This is a genomic window from Pseudomonas sp. HC1(2025), from assembly GCF_058742075.1.
This window is the reverse complement of record NZ_CP196017.1, coordinates 4,388,447-4,401,576: the sequence shown is the minus strand read 5'-3', so window position 1 is coordinate 4,401,576 and position 13,130 is coordinate 4,388,447. Positions and strand designations below refer to the sequence as shown.

Annotated in this window: 14 protein-coding genes; 3 read left to right on the top strand and 11 right to left on the bottom strand. The window is 61.6% G+C overall.

What is annotated here, in order from left to right:
• The first annotated feature begins 43 nt into the window (after positions 1–43).
• Together ACSSVH_RS19670 and arfB are read left to right on the top strand one after the other, a co-directional pair.
• Positions 44–1,465 carry an amino acid permease gene (locus ACSSVH_RS19670; protein ID WP_169955369.1) on the top strand — a complete coding sequence of 474 codons (1,422 nt, stop codon included), beginning with the start codon at positions 44–46 and terminating at the stop codon, positions 1,463–1,465.
• A gap of 57 nt (positions 1,466–1,522) precedes the next feature.
• Positions 1,523–1,936, top strand: a complete 414-nt coding sequence (gene arfB / locus ACSSVH_RS19665) for an alternative ribosome rescue aminoacyl-tRNA hydrolase ArfB (protein WP_057439984.1) — start codon at positions 1,523–1,525, stop codon at positions 1,934–1,936.
• Here arfB and ACSSVH_RS19660 read toward each other — a convergent pair.
• From ACSSVH_RS19660 to ACSSVH_RS19640, 5 genes are all read right to left on the bottom strand, one after another.
• Positions 1,933–3,132 (bottom strand): MFS transporter, encoded by a 1,200-nt coding sequence (locus ACSSVH_RS19660; protein ID WP_169955368.1) that lies wholly within the window; start codon positions 3,130–3,132, stop codon positions 1,933–1,935. The genes arfB and ACSSVH_RS19660 overlap by 4 nt on opposite strands.
• 118 nt (positions 3,133–3,250) lie before the next feature.
• Positions 3,251–3,433: a hypothetical protein gene (locus tag ACSSVH_RS19655; RefSeq protein ID WP_169955367.1), complete on the bottom strand. Its 183-nt coding sequence runs from the start codon at positions 3,431–3,433 to the stop codon at positions 3,251–3,253.
• A 74-nt stretch (positions 3,434–3,507) separates the two neighbouring features.
• Positions 3,508–3,636 carry a hypothetical protein gene (locus ACSSVH_RS19650; RefSeq protein WP_262376940.1) on the bottom strand — a complete coding sequence of 43 codons (129 nt, stop codon included), beginning with the start codon at positions 3,634–3,636 and terminating at the stop codon, positions 3,508–3,510.
• Positions 3,637–3,787: 151 nt separating this feature from the next.
• Positions 3,788–4,378, bottom strand: coding sequence for an HD domain-containing protein (locus tag ACSSVH_RS19645; RefSeq protein WP_170041912.1), 591 nt, complete (start codon positions 4,376–4,378; stop codon positions 3,788–3,790).
• Between the two features lie 27 nt (positions 4,379–4,405).
• Positions 4,406–4,717, bottom strand: a complete 312-nt coding sequence (locus ACSSVH_RS19640) for an Mpo1-like protein (RefSeq protein WP_170041913.1) — start codon at positions 4,715–4,717, stop codon at positions 4,406–4,408.
• Positions 4,718–4,889: 172 nt separating this feature from the next.
• On the opposite strand from ACSSVH_RS19640, the gene ACSSVH_RS19635 reads away from it, so the two are divergent.
• Positions 4,890–5,951 carry an AraC family transcriptional regulator gene (locus ACSSVH_RS19635; protein WP_169955364.1) on the top strand — a complete coding sequence of 354 codons (1,062 nt, stop codon included), beginning with the start codon at positions 4,890–4,892 and terminating at the stop codon, positions 5,949–5,951.
• On the opposite strand, the gene ACSSVH_RS19630 is transcribed toward ACSSVH_RS19635, so the two are convergent.
• The 6 genes from ACSSVH_RS19630 to ACSSVH_RS19605 form a co-directional block, all read right to left on the bottom strand.
• On the bottom strand, positions 5,908–7,362 hold the full coding sequence (locus ACSSVH_RS19630) for a TrkH family potassium uptake protein (protein WP_169955363.1): 1,455 nt from the start codon (positions 7,360–7,362) through the stop codon (positions 5,908–5,910). The genes ACSSVH_RS19635 and ACSSVH_RS19630 overlap by 44 nt on opposite strands.
• 262 nt (positions 7,363–7,624) lie before the next feature.
• A complete protein-coding gene (locus ACSSVH_RS19625) occupies positions 7,625–8,968 on the bottom strand; it encodes an imelysin family protein (RefSeq protein ID WP_169955362.1) in 1,344 nt (447 codons plus the stop codon).
• 161 nt (positions 8,969–9,129) lie between these two features.
• Positions 9,130–11,181: a putative bifunctional diguanylate cyclase/phosphodiesterase gene (locus tag ACSSVH_RS19620; protein WP_169955361.1), complete on the bottom strand. Its 2,052-nt coding sequence runs from the start codon at positions 11,179–11,181 to the stop codon at positions 9,130–9,132.
• 224 nt (positions 11,182–11,405) lie between these two features.
• Positions 11,406–11,597, bottom strand: a complete 192-nt coding sequence (locus ACSSVH_RS19615; RefSeq protein ID WP_169955360.1) for a hypothetical protein — start codon at positions 11,595–11,597, stop codon at positions 11,406–11,408.
• 154 nt (positions 11,598–11,751) lie between these two features.
• The gene (locus tag ACSSVH_RS19610) at positions 11,752–12,348 is read right to left on the bottom strand and encodes a superoxide dismutase (RefSeq protein ID WP_017125974.1); all 597 of its coding nucleotides are present in this window, start codon (positions 12,346–12,348) and stop codon (positions 11,752–11,754) included.
• A gap of 178 nt (positions 12,349–12,526) precedes the next feature.
• Positions 12,527–13,126 (bottom strand): LysE/ArgO family amino acid transporter, encoded by a 600-nt coding sequence (locus ACSSVH_RS19605; protein WP_169955359.1) that lies wholly within the window; start codon positions 13,124–13,126, stop codon positions 12,527–12,529.
• Positions 13,127–13,130 lie beyond the last annotated feature (4 nt).

Genomic DNA, 13,130 nt, shown 5'->3' with positions numbered 1-13,130 from the left:
ATCGTGTATTGAACATCATCAAACCTTGCGTGAGACCCTTTTCATGAGTGAACCCAACTCGCATTCAGGCGAACTGAAGCGCGGCCTGAAAAATCGTCATATTCAATTGATCGCCCTCGGTGGCGCGATCGGTACCGGCCTGTTCCTGGGCTCGGCGGGGGTGCTGAAGTCAGCCGGTCCGTCGATGATCCTTGGTTATGCCATCTGCGGTTTCATTGCCTTTATGATCATGCGCCAGCTGGGCGAAATGATCGTCGAAGAGCCAGTGGCCGGCTCCTTCAGCCATTTTGCCCACAAGTATTGGGGCGGTTTCGCAGGCTTTCTGTCGGGCTGGAACTGCTGGATCCTCTACATTCTGGTGGGCATGTCCGAGCTGACCGCCGTCGGCAAGTACGTGCACTACTGGTGGCCGGAGATTCCGACCTGGGTCTCGGCGGCGGCGTTTTTCGTGCTGATCAATGTGATCAACCTGGCCAACGTCAAGGTGTTTGGCGAGGCCGAGTTCTGGTTTGCGATTATCAAGGTAGTGGCGATTGTCGGCATGATCGCCCTGGGCAGCTACCTGCTGGTCAGCGGTACCGGCGGGCCCCAGGCGTCGGTGAGCAACCTGTGGGAGCACGGCGGATTCTTCCCCCATGGCGTTGGCGGCCTGGTGATGGCCATGGCGATCATCATGTTCTCGTTTGGCGGCCTGGAGATGCTCGGCTTTACCGCCGCGGAAGCGGACCAGCCACGCACCGTGATCCCCAAGGCGATCAATCAGGTGATCTACCGCATCCTGATCTTCTACATCGGCGCCCTGGTGGTGCTGTTGTCGCTGACGCCGTGGGACAGCCTGCTGGTGACCTTGAACGCTTCCGGCGATGCCTACAGCGGCAGCCCGTTCGTGCAGGTGTTCTCGATGCTGGGCAGCAATACTGCCGCGCATATCCTCAACTTTGTGGTACTGACGGCGGCGCTGTCGGTGTACAACAGCGGCACTTACTGCAACAGCCGCATGCTGCTGGGCATGGCCGAGCAGGGCGACGCCCCGGCGGCGCTGGCGAAGATCGACAAGCGCGGCGTGCCGGTGCGTTCGATCCTGGCCTCGGCGGCTGTCACCCTGGTGGCGGTGTTGATGAACTACTGGATCCCGCAGCACGCCCTGGAACTGCTGATGTCCCTGGTGGTGGCCACGTTGGTGATCAACTGGGCGATGATCAGCTTCTCGCACTTCAAGTTCCGCCAGCACATGGACCGCACCGCTCAGGTGCCTTTGTTCAAGGCGCTGTGGTACCCCTACGGTAACTATGTGTGCCTGGCGTTCGTGGTGTTTATCCTGGGAGTCATGCTGCTGATTCCGGGGATCCAGGTCTCGGTGTACGCGATTCCGGTCTGGGTGGCCTTTATGTGGGTGTGCTACGTGCTCAAGAACAAGCGCAAGGCGCTGGCCGACTTGAGTGCTGTATCCTCGCTGAACAACTAGCCCACCCTGTAGGAGCCGGCAAGCCGGCTCCTACAGGTGTCAACGGACCCGCTTTCCATGTTGGTGATCTCCAGTAACGTGCACCTGCCCGATGCCGAAATCGAGTTGACGGCCATCCGCGCCCAGGGCGCAGGCGGGCAGAACGTCAATAAGGTCTCCAGCGCCGTGCACTTGCGCTTTGATATCGGCGCGTCCTCGTTGCCGCCGTTCTACAAGGAACGCTTGCTGGCGCTGCGCGACAGCCGTATTACCAGCGACGGCGTGCTGATCCTCAAGGCCCAGCAGTACCGGACCCAGGAACAGAACCGCGCCGACGCCCTGGAACGCCTGGTGGAGTTGATCCTCAGCGCGACCAAGGTCGAAAAAAAACGCCGCCCGACCAAGCCCACCCTGGGCTCGAAAAAACGGCGCCTGGAATCCAAGACCAAGCGCGGCAGCATCAAGGCCGGGCGCGGCAAGGTAGATTTCTAGCCGGCGTTACGTTCGTCGCGGTATTTGGGGGCCTGGCGATACAGGTACAGGCTCAGCAGCAGCCCGGCGCAGGCCGCCAGCGCGGCAAACAAGAAGATCGAGGCAAAGCCGAAACCCGCCGCAATCGCCCCTGCCAGTGGCCCGGTGATCCCCAGTGACAAATCGATAAACAACGAATAGGCACCCACCGCCGCGCCACGGCTGGAGGCGGGCACCAGGTTGACTGCTTCAACTCCCAGCGCCGGAAACACCAGGGAAAACCCGAAGCCGCTCAAGGCCGCGCCCGCCAGGGCCAGCTCGGCATTCGGCGCTAGCCACAACAGCAACAGGCCAAGGGTTTCCACCGACAGGCAGGCAATCGCCACGCGAAACCCGCCGATCCGGTTGATCAAGTTACCGAACAGCAAGCGCGCGCCGATAAAACTGGCGCCGAACAGGCTCAGGCACAGCACCGCGTTATCCCAGTTCTGGGTCGCGTAATACAGGGTGATAAACGTGGCGATGGTGCCAAAGCCGATGGAGCCCAGGGCCAGCCCGCAGCCGTGGGGCAGCACGCGGCCGAGCACATGCATGAATGGCAGGCGTTCGCCCACCACGATGGGCGCCGCGACTTTGGGCCAGGCCAGCAACAGGCCCAGTACTGCCAGGGCAATGATGCTTGCGCCCATGCTCCACAGCCCGAACTGGCGGACTAGCAGCACCCCCAAAGGTGCGCCAATCGCCAGGGCGCCGTAGCTGGCGATACCGTTCCAGGAGATGACCTTGGCGGTATTCGTCGCGCCGACCCGGCCGATGCCCCAGCCAATGGAGCCCGATCCCACCAGGCTTTCGGCACTGCCCAGCACCAGCCGGCCAATCAGCAGGCTGGCCAGGCTCAGGGCCGGCAGATGGGTCAGGGCGGCGGATGCCAGCATGAACACCCCACTCAAGCCGCAGCCGGCCAGGCCGTACATCACCGCGCGCTTGCTGCCGCGGTTGTCGATGATACGCCCGGCGTAGGGCCGGCTCAGCAGGGTGGCCAGGTACTGCACACTGATCACCAGGCCCGCGATCACGGCGCCAAAGCCCAGGTCGCTATGGACATAGCCCGGCAATACGGCCAGGGGAATGCCGATGTTCAGGTAGCCGATAAAGGTGAACAGCACGATGGAAACGACTTGCAGCGTGACCGCCATGGGGCGCTGGGTATCTGGCATGGGAAGGGTCCACTGTCGCGGCAGGAAAAGATAGGCTGCTTATGATACCGATGCTTTGCGCTGTACAGGGCATAAAACCTTTGGCGGCTGCATGACTGCGATCGCCGGCAAGTGGCTCCTACAGGGGGGCGGGGTTGAGCATGCGCGTGGTGACCAGCGCGGCCAGGGCGTTTTCCTGGGTGCCGAAGCGCTTGAGCAGCAGCGCCTGCTTTTCCGGGCTGAGGCGGCTCCACACATCGACCATTTGCAGGGCGGCGCCGAGTATCGCTTCATCGGGGGAATGCTTGGGAGTGTCGGGCATGTGGCGTGTCTCTTGATTCAGGCGGTGTGGAAAGCGCGCAGTGTCACGCTTTCCACACGGTCTGGGTACTGCGGTCAGTCGTCGCTATCGCTGTCGACCGGTGTTGCCTGTGCCGGTACTGGCTTGTCGCTGCCGGCCTGTTGCGGGGTTGGCTGCTCGGTCTCGTGCAGGCTTGGGAAGGGGAGATTGGGAATCTCGTGCATCGTCGTCGCTCCTCGCAAGGTCTGTTGTGGAATTGCAGATGTGCCGCGCTTTTCACAAAGCCTGGGCAGGATACAGCACTGCAAATGACAAAAAGACTTTTATCTCGGCAAATCCACGAACCATTTGCGCCAACACGCAAGTGACAAGAGGTCACACGCTGGCCTGGCGCTCCATGGCGGCCTTGTAGATCGAAGTCTTGGGCTGGGCGAAGACCCGCGCCAGCATTGGTTCGAAAAAGCTCAGGGGCAGGGTGGCATAGGCCGGGTCGAACGCGGCCGCGTCATAGCGGGCACAGAACTCAATGGTTTGCTCGTACTGCGGGTGTTCGCCAAATTGCTCGCGCAGGTGGCGATCCATGCCCAGGTGATGAAAAAAGTAGTAGCCCTGGAAAATCCCGTGCTTTTCCACCATCCACAGGTTCTGTGGGCTGACGAACGGTTTGAGGATAGCGGCGGCAATGTCCGGGTGATTGTAGGAGCCCAGGGTATCGCCGATGTCGTGGAGCAGCGCGCAGACCACATATTCTTCGTCGCGGCCATCGACCCAGGCGCGGCTGGCGGTTTGCAGGGAATGGGTCAGGCGGTCCACCGGGAAACCACCGAAGTCACCTTCCAGCAGCCGCAGGTGCGCGAGGATGCGCCCCGGCAATTGGCGGGCGTAGGCACTGAAGTCGGCGGCGATGATCGCCCAGTCTTCCTGGGTGCCGTCCTGCATATGGGTAAAGCGGGCCTGCTGGCTCATCGGCGGGTCTCTTATTGTTTGGGTAGGTTAGAACGGCACCTTGCCCAGGATCATGTCGCGATACATCACGAAATCTCCCAGCAGGCTGTAGAACGGATGCTGGAAAGTGGCCGGGCGGTTCTTTTCAAAGAAGAAGTGCCCGACCCAGGCAAAGCTGTAGCCGGCCACCGGCAGTACCCACAGCAGCCACCAGGCGCCTTTGCCGATGGCGAGCGCGAGAATAAAAATCACCAGGCTGGTACCGATAAAATGCAGGCGCCGGCAGGTGCTGTTGCCGTGTTCGCTCAGGTAATACGGATAGAACTCGGCGAAGCTATTGAATTGTCTGACATTTTCCACGTTGGCCGGCCCTCTGGTTTTTGTTGTGCCCGACGGATGTTCGGCGGGGAGTTTATTTGAGTCTAGAGTCATCACAGGCAAGGGCCAGTGACAATAGACGCCACTTTAGTATCCTTGGGTTCCTGGCTGCGGTTTCAGCCGTCCCTTCATAGAAAGCGCGCAAGAAAACGCCATGAACGAACGAACGACTTCTGCAAGTTGGGCGATGGGGATTGTCAAGGCGCTGGAGCTCGAGGGCCTGGATTGCCGCGCCCTGTTCAAACAGCTGGGCCTGGATTACCGCGCCCTGGACGACCCCGACGCGCGGTTCCCCCAGGACTCCATGACCCGGCTCTGGCAGCGGGCGGTGGAGGTGTCGGGCAATCCGGCCATCGGCCTGAACATGGGCAAGGTGGTGCGCCCGGCGTCGTTCCATGTGGCCGGTTACGCCTTGATGTCCAGCAGCACCCTGGCTGAAGGCTTTACCCGGCTGGTGCGCTACCAGCGGATCATTGCCGAAAGCGCCGACCTGAGTTTCCGTCTGTTGCCCGAAGGCTATGCCTTGATCCTCACGGTACACGGCGACCACCTGCCGCCCACCCGGCAAAGCGCCGAGGCCTCGCTGGCCTGCGCGCTGGCGTTATGTGGCTGGCTGACCGGGCGCACGTTGCAGCCGCGCAAAGTGCTGGTGCAAGGCGCTCAGCCTGCCGACCTGGAACCCTATAGACAGGCCTTTCATGCACCGCTGGTGTTCAACGCACCGTATGACGCGCTGATCTTCGAGCGGGCGGACATGGAAGCGCCGCTGCCCACTGCCAATGAAGCGATGGCGCTGTTGCACGATCGGTTTGCCGGGGAATACCTGGCCAGGTTTTCCGAGAGCCGCGTGACCCACAAGGCCCGCCAGGTGCTATGCCGGCTGCTGCCCCAGGGCGAACCCAAGCGTGAGGTGGTGGCGCAGACCTTGCACCTGTCCCAGCGCACTTTGCAGCGGCGTTTGCAGGAGGAGGGCACCAGCTTCCAGACCCTGCTCGACGACACCCGCCGCGAGTTGGCCGAGCAGTACCTGGCGCAGCCGAGCATGACCCTGCTGGAAATCGCTTACCTGCTGGGGTTTGCCGACCCGAGTAACTTCTTCCGCGCGTTTCGCCGCTGGTTCGATGCCACGCCCGGCGAATACCGGGCGCGGCTACTGGAAACTTCAGCGAATGTCAGTGCCGCCAGAACGCTGGCATACACAGCACAAACACCGTAATGATTTCCAGCCGGCCGAGCAGCATGCCCAGGGACAGGATCCACTTGGCGGCGTCCGGCAGGGTCGCGAAGTTGCCGGCCGGGCCGATGGTCTCGCCCAGCCCCGGGCCCACGCCGGAGACGGTACTGGCGGCGCCGGTCAAGGCAGTCATCCAGTCCACGCCCAGCAGCGACAGGGCCAGGGCGATCATGCAGATGGTGATGGCAAAGAAGAACGAGAAGGTCAGGATCGACCGCACGATTTCTTCGTCCAGGCGGTGGCCGTTGTATTTCTGCTTGATCACCGCCCTTGGGTGAATCAGTTGGTTCAAGTTGGCCTTGAGCAGGATATAGGCGACCTGGAAGCGGAAAATCTTGATCCCGCCGGCGGTGGAGCCCGAGCAACCGCCGACAAAGCCCAGATAGAAGAACAGCATCAGTGAGAAATTGCCCCACAGGCTGTAGTCGCCGAGGGCAAAGCCGGTGGTGGTCACCACGGACGTGACGTTCAGCGCCACATGGCGCAGCGCATCCAGCCAGTGCAGGTCGGTGGTCCACCAGTACCAGGTGCCGAGCACGACCCAGGTCACCAGCAGCATCCCGAGCAGGCCCTGTACCTGCTGGTCCTTGATCAGCGCCTTGCGGTTGCCGCGCAAGGTGGCGACATACAAGGCAAACGGCAGGCTGCCCATGATCATCACGACGACCGCCACCCAATGCACGGCAGGTTGTTTCCAGTGCGCCAACGACTCGTCGGACGTCGAGAAACCGCCCGTGGAAATGGCTGACATCGCATGGTTGATCGCGTCGAACAGGCCCATGCCGGCCCACCAGAAGCCCAGGCTGCCGAGGATGGTGATACCGACATAGGCCGCCACGATCAGCCGCGCCACCATATGCGAGCGCGGCATGACCTTCTCGGAGCGGTCCGAGGATTCAGTCTGGAACAGGCGCATGCCACCGATGCGCAGCAGCGGCAGGATCGCCACCGCCATGCCGATAAAGCCGATGCCGCCAAGCCAGTGCAGCATCGAGCGCCACATCAGAATGCCCGGCGACATGGTGTCCAGGCCACTGAGTACGGTGGCGCCAGTGGCGGTGATGCCGGACATGCTTTCAAAGAACGAGTCGGTGTAGCTGATGTGCTGGGTCAGCAAAAACGGCAGCGCGGCAAAGATACACACCACCACCCAACTGCTGACGGTCAGCAGGTACATGTCTCGGGGGCGCAGTTGCACCTGTTCCGGGCGCCCGGGGATCACCAGCGCCAGGCCGGCGATAAAGGTGATCATGCTTGCCCAGAGAAAGGACGGCAGGTCGCTGGTGCGGTCGAAAAACACCAGGGTCGCCATGGGCACGACCATGGCGACCGCGAGGGTAATCAGGAAGATGCCGATGATGAAACCAATGATCCGCAGGGTCGGCATTGCCATGAATTGCGCTCGGGTGACGGTTGGAGGCGCCATTCTACCTGCGGTGCAGGGCTTGTAAACCGGGGGCTGCAAAGGGCGGCGGATCTGATGTAGGACTTGGCTTAACAGGGGCGCTGGCTTGTGTGGGAGCTGGCTTGCCTGCGATAGCGGTGGGTCAGTCACCGCCATCGCAGGCAAGCCAGCTCCTACAGGGAAGAGGGCGACTGCAAACGATGAATACAAAAAAGGCGACCCGAAGGCCGCCTCATTCAAACCGCGCGGATCAGAACTCGTGATCAGCGTTGTCCGGGTTCAGGTCGCCGATGCCCAGTTTGCCAGCAGCTTGCTCGATAGAGCCGGTCTGCTTGACCAGGGCCGCGATGGCGTCGCGCACGATCTGGTTGCCCGCGGTGTTGCCGGCGGCGATCAACTGGTCGTAGTGCTCACCCTTGTTGGCGTGGTCGACAATGACCTGGATCTTCGCTTCGGTAGCCGCCAGGTCAGCCTTGAGGGCTTCATCGGCAGCCGGGTCGACCTTGGCCACCAGGGATGACAGGCTGGCGCCGGTCAGCTTGGTGCCGTCGGTGCGGGTGTACTCGCCCAGGTAGACGTTGCGGATGCCCTTGGCGTCGTAGAAGTGCGAGTAGTGCGTGTTGTCGCTGAAGCAGTCGTGCTCGTCTTCCGGCGAGTTGGCTTCCAGGGACACTTTCATGCGCTCGCCCGCCAGTTCACCCAGGGACAGGCTGCCCATGCCGAACAGCATCTTGCGCAGGCCGTCGGTGCCAGGCTCTGCTTCCAGGGTGGCGCGGTAGTTGTCTTCGACGTTGGGTTTCCAGTTGCCGACCATTTCTTCAAGGTCGCTGACCAGCAGTTGAGTCACGGCGCGCAGGTAAGTGCGGCGACGCTCGTTATGCCCACCGGTGGCGCCGTCGCCTTGCAGGTAGTCCGACGCTGGACGGTTGCCGGCGCCAGGGCCGGTGCCGTTCAGGTCCTGGCCCCAGAGCAGGAATTCGATGGCGTGGTAGCCAGTGGCGACGTTGGCTTCGGAACCGCCCAGCTCATTGAGGCTGGCAAGTTTCTCCGCAGTGATTTCCTTGACGTCGATCTTGTCTTCGCCGACCTGGATCTCGGTGTTGGCGATGATGTTGGCGGTGGCGCCTGGGTTGCCGAGAGCGTGTTCGTAGGATTTGTCGACATAGTCGATCAGGCCTTCGTCCAGCGGCCAGGCGTTCACCTGGCCTTCCCAATCGTCAATGATGGTGTTGCCGAAGCGGAACACTTCGCTCTGCAGGTACGGTACGCGCGCGGCGATCCAGGCGGTACGGGCGGCCTTCAGGGTTTCGTCGTTGGGGTTGGCAAGGAAGGTGTCGATGGCGGTCTGCAGGGTTTTAGCAGTGGACTCGGAGTCGCTGTATACCGCGAATACGATGTCTGCGTAGTGCGCGACGACCGCCTTGGCGGCAGCCTCGTCAACCTGGCCGGCGGTAGCGGCAGCCGTTGGAGCGGGAGTGCTGGCAGCTGGCGTTGGCGCCTGGGGAGCGGCGGCCTTGTCTTTACCCTCGCCGCAGCCGGCGAGAGAAATGGCGATGGCCAGCAGACTGGCGGTGGCCAGGGGCATACGAATCATGGCGAACATCCTGCTTCGGTAGTTGATCGGGGCGCAGTGCGGCGCGCAAAACTGCGACATAATGCGAAAGATTTGCATTTTCTGTAAAGAGTTAACGCAGTAAAAATTTAACATTCCAGCGCCAGCCGCCCAAGGCCGTGCCTTGGGTGGCCATCATGGCTTTACAGGATGGCAGCGTTATTGCGCTCGGCCTGTTTGAGATAGGCCGCCAACTCACGGGCGGGCAGGGGCTTGCTGTAGTGATAGCCCTGACCTTCGTGGCAGCCTTCGCTGATGATGTAGGCTTCCTGCTCGGGCGTCTCCACGCCTTCGGCGATGACTTGCATGCCCAGGCTTTTGCCCAGTTGGATGATTGCCCGCACGATGGTGGCATCGTCGTCGTCATCCAGCAGGTCCTGGACAAAGCTCTTGTCGATTTTGATTTTGTCCAGCGGCAGGCTTTTCAGGTAGCTCAGTGACGAGTAGCCGGTGCCGAAGTCGTCGATGGCAATCAGCGCGCCGGAGCGGCGCAGGCTCAGCAAGTGCTGGGCGGCGGTGCTGATGTCTTCCATCAGGCCGGTCTCGGTCACTTCCAGCTCCAGGCTGCGCGGCGGCAGGCGGTAGATCTGCAACAGGTTGTTGACCACCCGTGGCAGTTCGGCGTGGTGCAGTTGCACCGTGGACAGGTTGACCGCCATGCGCAGCTCGCTGAAGCCCAGGTCATGCCACTCGCGCAATTGCCGGCAGGCCTGGTCCAGCACCCATTCGCCAATGGGGATGATGGTGCCGTTCTGTTCCGCCAGCGGGATAAACAGGTCCGGTGGCACCAGCCCGTGTTCCGGGTGTTGCCAACGAATCAGCGCCTCGACCCCGACCACACGATGGTCGACATAGCTGATCTGCGGTTGGTACACCAGGTGAAACTGGTCGCGGCCCAGGGCTTCACGCAGGTCTTTTTCCAGTTCGCGGCGGCGGCGCATCTCGCTGTCGACACTGGCGATATAGAACTGGTAGCGGTTGCGCGAGCGGCTCTTGGCCAGGGTCATGGTCTGCTCGGCTTTTTGCAGCAGCTTCTCGGTGCTGTCGCCGTCTTCGGGAAACAAGGTGATACCGATGGTGGCGCGCAGGCGGATCTGTTCGTGGTCGAGGGCGAACTCGGCTTCCAGGTCATCGAGAATGCTTTGTGCCAGCTCGGCGGCTTCGTAGGGTTGCTCGATATCGGCCTGGACCAGGGCGAACTGGTCGCCACCCAGGCGGGCGAGGGCGCCGAGGCGACCACTGTGGGCGCGCAGGCGGTCGGCCAGGGCCAGCAGCAATTGGTCGCCGGCCTGGTAGGTGTACTGCTCATTGACACTTTTGAAGTCATCCAGCCCCACGCACAATACCGCGACCCGGCGTTGCCGGCGTCCGGCGTCGATCAGGATCTTGTCCAGTTGCTCCTGCAGCTTCTGGCGGTTGGGCAAGCCCGTGAGGAAGTCGTACTGGGCCATGCGCAGCAGGCTGTTTTCTGCTTCGTGGCGCAGGTGGGTGTTGCGTTCGATGGACGCCAGCAACTGGTTGGCGGTATTGATCCACAGCCCCAGTTCGTTTTTTTCGTGGCCCTTGAGCTGGGGGATCTTGTGCTCGCTGGGGCGGTCGGGGTTGATCGAACTGAGGTGGCTGATGATCCGCGACAGGGGCTTGGTCAGCAGCCAGTGATAGACCAGATACAACACCAGGCCCATGGCCAGGGCGCGCAGCACCCCGGAGATAAAAATGATCACCGAATTGACGATGAAGCCCTGGCCATAGGTGGCCGTGTCGAGGGTGATGCTCAGGTCGCCGTAATATTCGCTATAGGGCCCGCGCCCCACCAATGGGGTGGTGAAGGTGCGCTCCTGGCCAAGAATCACATCCGTCAGCCAGCGGCTGGGGGAGTGCTGCAAATCCCGGCTCTTTTCGGCGAGCATGGGCTCGTTGGGATGGCCAATGGAGGCCATGCGCACTGCATCATCCTGAAACAGGCCTTCGATGACCTGCATGCCCATCTCACGATCCAGGCTGTAGACGGCCTGGGTCGAGGGGTCGCGAAACATGTCGAGGATGCGCTGGGCATCGCCGGCCACGGCCTGGCGCGTCTTGTAGGCATCAAAGACGATCTGCGCCACGCTCAGTGCTACGCCCACAATCAGTGCCGACAAGAGCACCACCCGGAGCAACTTCACCGACAAGCTGTTTTTGAGTTCCAGCTTCAAAGGGTCATTCCTTGTTCCATGCGGGTAGCCTCAATATGCCATGAGTATTGGCAATCCCGAGATGGCAGTCAAAGGGACAATGCGCTGGGTAGCGTCTGGAGCCTAGTCGATGAAGGGCGGGAAGGCGGCGGGCGGATCTTGTCCGCCGCCCTTTTGCACTGCTGGTGGGAGCGCAGGCGTGTGCTTTTTTACCTGCACCGAGAGCTGCTCGGTAGCTTTACCGATTAGTAAGTAATGCTCACATTGGTTTTTACATGGACATCTTCGGCGACTTTTCCGGAATCCTTCTCCTCGTTTTCACCTGATCCGCCCTTCAACATTTTCGCCGCTGTTTCCGCCATCGCTCCCACGAGTTGCCCAATCCCCGGCAAGGCTGCCGAGGCTGCGCCCATCATCCCGCTTATTAATCCACCCATAGCTGACACTCCTTAGATAGATGAGGAAGTTATTTCTCCCACGGGCTCTGTGGTCGATTCCTGTCGTTGGGTTCCGCTGCTGGAGTGCCATGATTTTCAACCGGGCACAAAAAAGCCCGGCAATCGCCGGGCTTTTTTTTACTGCAAGGATTGCTTAGGCAGTGAAGGTCTTGCCTTCGAACTGCTCAGCCACGAACTTCCAGTTGACCAGGTTCCAGAACGCTTCCACATACTTTGGACGCACGTTGCGGTAGTCGATGTAGTAGGCGTGTTCCCAGACGTCGCAGGTCAGCAGCGGGGTGTCGCCGCTGGTCAGCGGGTTGCCGGCGCCGATGGTGCTGGCCAGGGCCAGGGAACCGTCAGCCTTTTTCACCAGCCAGCCCCAACCGGAACCGAAGGTGCCGACGGAAGTCTTGGTGAACTCTTCCTTGAACTTGTCGAACGAACCGAAAGCGGCGTTGATCGCTTCAGCCAATGCGCCAGTCGGTTGACCGCCGGCGTTTGGCGCCAGGCAGTTCCAGTAGAAGGTGTGGTTCCAGACTTGGGCTGCGTTGTTGAAGATGCCACCCGAAGAGGACTTGACGATCTCTTCCAGGGTCTTGCCTTCGAACTCGGTGCCAGGCACCAGGTTGTTCAGGTTCACGACATAGGTGTTGTGGTGCTTGTCGTGGTGAAACTCCAGGGTTTCCTTGGAGATGTGCGGCTGCAGGGCATCGTGTGCGTACGGCAGCGGCGGCAATTCGAAAGCCATGATAATTCTCCTAATCAGGTCAGTTGCGGTGAGCGCAAGGCCGATCACGGGCGGCCAAACAAGCGCCGGGGAGTTTGTACTCTTTGCGGCGCAGGGTCTGGATCATAGCACCGGGGGTGCGGCAAAACCACGCAACAACTGTGTGGAATAGAGGTTCCAGAGCGTTTTGGAATATTCCTCAGGCACTGATCAATTGATAGGCCACGCTGAACATCATCACCGCTACCAACAGATCCAGCAGGCGCCAGGTCGCCGGGCGCGCCAGCCACGGGGCCAGCCATGCGGCGCCGAGGGCCAGGGCGGAAAACCACAGCAACGAAGCGCTGGCGGCGCCTGCGACATAAGCGCCCGGCTCGGTTTGCTGGGCGCCGAGGGAGCCGATCAGCAAGACGGTGTCCAGGTACACATGGGGGTTGAGCAGGGTCACGGCCAGGGCGCTGAGCATCACCGCGCGCAGTGAGCGCACCTTCTGCCCTTCGCCTTGGCCCAGGCTTTGCCGCGAACAGGCGCGGCGCAAGGCCAGGGCGCCGTACCACAGGAGGAACGCCGCGCCGCCCCAACGGGCAATCGCCAGCAGCACAGGGTTATGTGCCAGCACCGTCGCCAGGCCAAATACCCCGGCGGCCACCAGCAGCGCATCACACACCACGCACAAGGCCGCAACCGGCAGGTGGTGTTCGCGACGCAGGCTCTGGGCCAGCACAAATGCGTTTTGCGTACCGATCGCCATGATCAGCCCGAGGGCTACCAGCAGGCCGTTAACATAACTCTGCCACATAGGA

Excerpts from the sequence above, each read along its gene's own strand:
- ACSSVH_RS19660 (WP_169955368.1), bottom strand. The coding sequence starts at position 3,132 with ATGCCAGATACCCAGCGCCCCATGGCGGTCACGCTGCAAGTCGTTTCC.
- ACSSVH_RS19670 (WP_169955369.1), top strand. The coding sequence starts at position 44 with ATGAGTGAACCCAACTCGCATTCAGGCGAACTGAAGCGCGGCCTGAAA.
- ACSSVH_RS19630 (WP_169955363.1), bottom strand. The coding sequence starts at position 7,362 with ATGGCAATGCCGACCCTGCGGATCATTGGTTTCATCATCGGCATCTTC.
- ACSSVH_RS19615 (WP_169955360.1), bottom strand. The coding sequence starts at position 11,597 with ATGGGTGGATTAATAAGCGGGATGATGGGCGCAGCCTCGGCAGCCTTG.
- ACSSVH_RS19635 (WP_169955364.1), top strand. The coding sequence starts at position 4,890 with ATGAACGAACGAACGACTTCTGCAAGTTGGGCGATGGGGATTGTCAAG.
- ACSSVH_RS19655 (WP_169955367.1), bottom strand. The coding sequence starts at position 3,433 with ATGCCCGACACTCCCAAGCATTCCCCCGATGAAGCGATACTCGGCGCC.
- ACSSVH_RS19605 (WP_169955359.1), bottom strand. The coding sequence starts at position 13,126 with ATGTGGCAGAGTTATGTTAACGGCCTGCTGGTAGCCCTCGGGCTGATC.
- arfB (WP_057439984.1), top strand. The coding sequence starts at position 1,523 with ATGTTGGTGATCTCCAGTAACGTGCACCTGCCCGATGCCGAAATCGAG.
- ACSSVH_RS19610 (WP_017125974.1), bottom strand. The coding sequence starts at position 12,348 with ATGGCTTTCGAATTGCCGCCGCTGCCGTACGCACACGATGCCCTGCAG.
- ACSSVH_RS19625 (WP_169955362.1), bottom strand. The coding sequence starts at position 8,968 with ATGATTCGTATGCCCCTGGCCACCGCCAGTCTGCTGGCCATCGCCATT.
- ACSSVH_RS19645 (WP_170041912.1), bottom strand. The coding sequence starts at position 4,378 with ATGAGCCAGCAGGCCCGCTTTACCCATATGCAGGACGGCACCCAGGAA.
- ACSSVH_RS19650 (WP_262376940.1), bottom strand. The coding sequence starts at position 3,636 with ATGCACGAGATTCCCAATCTCCCCTTCCCAAGCCTGCACGAGACCGAG.